The sequence below is a fragment of the Marilutibacter maris genome, assembly GCF_006546735.2.
Classification (GTDB): Bacteria; Pseudomonadota; Gammaproteobacteria; order Xanthomonadales; family Xanthomonadaceae; genus Marilutibacter; species Marilutibacter maris.
The window spans coordinates 1-4,441 of record NZ_VICD02000196.1; the positions used below are offsets into that span (position 1 = coordinate 1).

5 protein-coding genes are annotated in these 4,441 nt (G+C 66.6%); all 5 read right to left on the reverse strand.

Translation table 11 applies throughout. From position 1 onward, the window contains the following. Nucleotides 1-363: 363 nt before the first annotated feature. Complete coding sequence (locus FKV24_RS11285) at nucleotides 364-2,379, reverse strand: M2 family metallopeptidase (RefSeq protein WP_111266889.1); 2,016 nt, start codon at nucleotides 2,377-2,379, stop codon at nucleotides 364-366. A gap of 87 nt (nucleotides 2,380-2,466) precedes the next feature. Then, nucleotides 2,467-2,970: a hypothetical protein gene (locus FKV24_RS11290; protein ID WP_111266888.1), complete on the reverse strand. Its 504-nt coding sequence runs from the start codon at nucleotides 2,968-2,970 to the stop codon at nucleotides 2,467-2,469. A 76-nt stretch (nucleotides 2,971-3,046) separates the two neighbouring features. Then, complete coding sequence (gene minE, locus FKV24_RS11295) at nucleotides 3,047-3,307, reverse strand: cell division topological specificity factor MinE (RefSeq protein ID WP_111266887.1); 261 nt, start codon at nucleotides 3,305-3,307, stop codon at nucleotides 3,047-3,049. Nucleotides 3,308-3,309: 2 nt separating this feature from the next. Further along, on the reverse strand, nucleotides 3,310-4,119 hold the full coding sequence (gene minD, locus FKV24_RS11300; RefSeq protein WP_111268108.1) for a septum site-determining protein MinD: 810 nt from the start codon (nucleotides 4,117-4,119) through the stop codon (nucleotides 3,310-3,312). Between the two features lie 25 nt (nucleotides 4,120-4,144). Beyond that, nucleotides 4,145-4,441, reverse strand: a 297-nt coding sequence (gene minC / locus FKV24_RS11305) for a septum site-determining protein MinC (protein WP_141482458.1), incomplete at its 5' end; no start/stop codon positions are given.

Consider the following 4,441-nt stretch of genomic DNA (forward strand, 5'->3'; position numbering starts at 1 on the left):
GCAGAGGACGGCGGCCGTAGAGGCGCCCATGTCTGAGCGCAGCGAGTTTGGGCGCCGTGCCGCCGGCCTCGAGGCGCACAGGGGACCGGGGCGGCACAGCCGTCCCGGCGGGCGTCAGGAGCAAGCGGTTTTGGTTCCTTTTGCCAAGACAAAAGGAACCCGCCGAAGGCGGAAGCTTCTGATCTTGGCTCGGGAAAAACAAAACCCTTGATAAGCAACCCGCTGAAGGCGGAAGCCTCCGACCTTGGGTTCAAGGCGCCGGAGCCTTTGCTCATGCGTAAATAGACGGCAAGAATAGACGGCAAGGCAAAAACAAGAGGGCCGGCATTTGCCGGCCCTTCTGGCTGCGGTACGAGAGTGGGATCAGCCCTTGGCCGGCTGATCCTGCTCCGTCGCGGCCTCGCCGCCATCGGCGGCGGGAGCGGCCGGTGCCGGGGCGGCACTGGCCTGCCAGCCGCAGGTCTTGCCCTCGTTCTGCTGCTTCAGCCAGTCCTGCAGCGGCGCGAAGTATTCCAGCACCGCCGAGGCGTCCATGCTCTCGCCGCCGGTCAGTTCCTTGAGGGTCTGCTGCCACGGCTGGCTGGCGCCCTTGCTCAGCATCGCCTGGAACTTCTCGCCGGCTTCCTTGTTGCCGTAGAAGCTGCACTGGTAGAGCGGGCCCTCGTGGCCGGAAGCGTCGCACAGCGCCTTGTAGAACTGGAACTGCAGCACGTGCGAGAGGAAGTAGCGGGTGTACGGGGTGTTGCCCGGCACGTGGTACTTGGCGCCCGGATCGAAGAACTCCTCGCCACGCGGGGTGACCGGGGCGACGCCCTGGTACTTGGCCTTCAGGTCCCACCACGCCTTGTTGTATTCCTCGGGCTTGATCGTGCCGTCGAACACGCCCCAGCGCCAGCGGTCGATCATCAGGCCGAACGGCAGGAACGAGACCTTGGCCAGCGCCATCCGCATCTGCGCGTTGATCAGCGCCTGCTCGCTCTGCTGCTGCTCGCCGACCAGGTCGATAGAGTTCAGGTACTCCGGCGTCATCGCCAGCACGATGGTGTCGCCGATCGCCTCGTGGAAGCCGTCGTGGGCGCCGGTCTGGAAGATCGGCGGCTGGTCCTTGTACAGCATGTAGTAATAGACGTGGCCGAGCTCATGGTAGATCGTGGTGAAATCTTCCTCGTTCGGCTTGATGCACATCTTGGTGCGCACGTCGTCGGCCATGTCCATCGGCCAGGCGCTGGCGTGGCAGACCACGTCGCGGTCGCGCGGCTTGATGAACTGGGTCCGGTCCCAATAGGTGGCCGGCAGCTTGGGCATGCCCAGCGAGGTGTAGAAATCCTCGGCGCGCTCGGTCATCTGGCGGGCGGTGGCGAGGTCGGCGGCGCGCTCCATCTCGACCAGGTCGGAGGCATCGCGCTCGCCGCGGTGCTTGGCCATCTGGGCGGAGAAGTTGTTCTGCCACTGGCTCTCCAGCGCGCCGGTGACGTCGAGGCTGCCGGCGTTCTTGTACGGGGCGAGGATGTCCCAGAGGTTGCCCCAGTCCTGCTGCCACATGTTGCCCATCAGGTGGGCCGGCAGCATGCCGCCGGCGACCTCGCCCTTGTCGGCGCCGTACTTGGCTTCCAGGCGGGTGCGGGTATAGCAGTGCAGCTGTTCGTACAGCGGCTTGACCTGGCCCCACAGGCGGTCGGTCTCGGCGGCGATCTCGACCGGGGTCATGTCGTAGCCCGAGCGCCACATCTCGCCGGCGTCGGCATAGCCCATCTCCTGGGCGCCTTCGTTGACCAGTTCGACGAAGCGGGTGTAGTCCTTGCGCATCGGCACCGAGATCGTGTGCCAGCCCTGCCAGGCATCGAGCTGGTCGGCGTAGTCGCGGTCGTGGCGCAGCACGTCCTCCAGCTCGCCGAGCTGACGGCACTGCTTGTCGTCGCCTTCGCCGGTGCAGTAGCTGCCGGCGCCGTACATGCCTTCCATCTTGGTCGCCAGCGAAGCCAGCTCCTCCAGCTTGGCCGGGTCCTTGGGCGCCGGCATCGAGGTGCCGAGCTTGAGCAGCTGGATCGCGCGCGCGGTCTGCGGCGACATTTCCTGGCCCTCGAACTTCCTGGACTGCTCGATCCAGCTGTTGAGCTGGGCCAGCATGCGCTCGTTGGCCTTGGAGGCGATCAGCTGGCTGTCGCTGTTGATATAGGTGGAGGCGAGCCACTGCGCGGAGGTGATCTCCGGGGTCATCGCGCGCATTTCGTCGTTGACGCGGGCGACGAACTGGTCGGCGGTCTCGCCTTCGGGCGCGACCGAGGTGCCGGCGGAGTCGTCGCTGCCGTCGCGGGAGCAGGCGGACAGGCCGAGCACGGCGATGACGCTGAGCGCGAGTAGCGCGCGGACGGGTTTCATGGGTGACTCTCCTCGAACAGGGCGCATCGATGCGCTGAAACGACAAAGGCTAGAGGCCGCCCGGAGCGGGCGCAAGTGACGGCGGGACTAGTGCCCGGCGGTGACGGTCGTGACGGCAGGAGGCGTCAACACCCGCCGCGCGATGTCGGCGAGGCCGCGCGCCTGCAGCCACTGCCAGGCGTTGTCGGCGTCGTGCTCGAAATAGGCCCGGGCCGAGCCGAGCCGGAAGGTGTAGCCCCAGGCGTCCATGTCGGCGAGCACGCGCGCGCGGCCGACCCCGGGCAGGGCGTCGCCGAGCAGGGCCTGCAGCACGCAGACCGCGTCCTCCTCCTCGATCGAGTCGGTGGCGTCGGTGTGGACCGCGGCGCGGCGTTCCGGCGGCAGTACGATCAGGTGCGCGGCCTCGTGCAGCAGGGAATGCACGGGGGTATCGCCGCGCGCGTAGACCGTGCTGCCGATCAGTCCGGCCTCGCAGTCGCCCCAGTAGCTGCCGGGAATCGCGGCGCCATCGGCGACGCGCTCCAGCCGCAGCCCGTAGCCCGCGAGCAGGTCGGCGACGGCGTCGAAGGCGATGTCGGCGAGGGTCAACATGGGATGAGGAGCGAGTGACAAGGAGTGAGAAGTGAGAGAAGTGCTTTCTCACTTCTCCCATGCTTGCCTTCGCCCCTCACGCTTGCGCGGTGTTCTCCGGCAGCGAGACCGAGATGTCGAGCACCTTGTTTTCGCCTTCGCCGATCAGATCGACCTTCACCGCCTCGGCGTCGACGTTGACGTACTTGCGGATCACCTCGAGCAGCTCGCGCTGCAGGGTCGGCAGGTAGTCGGGGCCGCCGCGGGTCGCGCGCTCGTGGGCGACGATGATCCGCAGGCGGTCCTTGGCGACGGACGCGGTCTGTTTCTTGGCCAGCAGGAAGTCGAAAATCCCCATCATCAACCTCCGAACATCTTGCTGAAGAAGCCCTTCTTCTCGACGGTGGTGAAGCGCATCGGGCGGGTGTCGCCGAGCAGGCGGGCGACGGCGTCGTCATAGGCCTGGGAGGCGTCGGACTCGGTGTCGAGGATGACCGGCTCGCCCTTGTTGGAGGCGTGCAGGACATCGCTGGACTCGGGGATCACGCCGATCGTCTTGAGGCCGAGGATCTCCTCGACGTCGCCGACGCTGAGCATCTCGCCGGTATCCACGCGCTTGGGGCTGTAACGGGTCAGCAGCAGGTGTTCCTTGACCCGCTCGCCGTTCTCGGCCTTGCGGGTCTTCGACGACAGCAGGCCGAGGATGCGGTCGGAGTCGCGCACCGAGGAGACTTCCGGGTTGACCACGACCACGGCCTGGTCGGAGAAGTACATCGCCAGGAAGGCGCCCTTCTCGATGCCCGCCGGCGAGTCGCAGACGATGTAGTCGAAGCCGTCGTCGGCCATCTCCTTGAGGACCTTCTCCACGCCTTCCATCGTCAGCGCGTCCTTGTCGCGGGTCTGCGAGGCGGCGAGCACGTACAGATTGTCGAAGCGCTTGTCCTTGATCAGCGACTGCTTGAGCGTGGATTCGCCGTTGACCACGTTGACGAAGTCGTACACGACGCGGCGCTCGCAGCCCATGATCAGGTCGAGGTTGCGCAGGCCGACGTCGAAATCGATGACCGCGACCTTGTGCCCGCGACGGGCGAGGCCGCAGGCGAGGCTGGCGCTGGTGGTGGTCTTGCCGACGCCGCCCTTGCCTGAGGTGACTACGATGATTTCGGCCAAGTTCAAGTCCTCCAATGGAGCGGCATCAGTCAAGTGCCGCGATTTTTAGTTGTTGGTCTTCCAGCCAGACCTGAACGGCCTTGCCGCGCAGGTCGGAAGGGATGTCCTCGAGCACCCGGTAGTGGCCGGCGATGGCCACCAGCTCGGCGTGGAACTCTCGACAGAAGATACGGGCTTTTTCGTTGCCCTGGGCGCCCGCGAGCGCACGCCCGCGCAGCGGCCCGTAGATGTGCACCGAGCCGTCGGCGATGACCTCGGCGCCGGCGCCGACCGAGGTCAGCACGGTCAGGTCGCGGTTGTCGGCATAGACCTGCTGGCCGGA

Excerpts from the sequence above, each read along its gene's own strand:
- minE (WP_111266887.1), bottom strand. The coding sequence starts at position 3,307 with ATGGGGATTTTCGACTTCCTGCTGGCCAAGAAACAGACCGCGTCCGTC.
- FKV24_RS11285 (WP_111266889.1), bottom strand. The coding sequence starts at position 2,379 with ATGAAACCCGTCCGCGCGCTACTCGCGCTCAGCGTCATCGCCGTGCTC.
- FKV24_RS11290 (WP_111266888.1), bottom strand. The coding sequence starts at position 2,970 with ATGTTGACCCTCGCCGACATCGCCTTCGACGCCGTCGCCGACCTGCTC.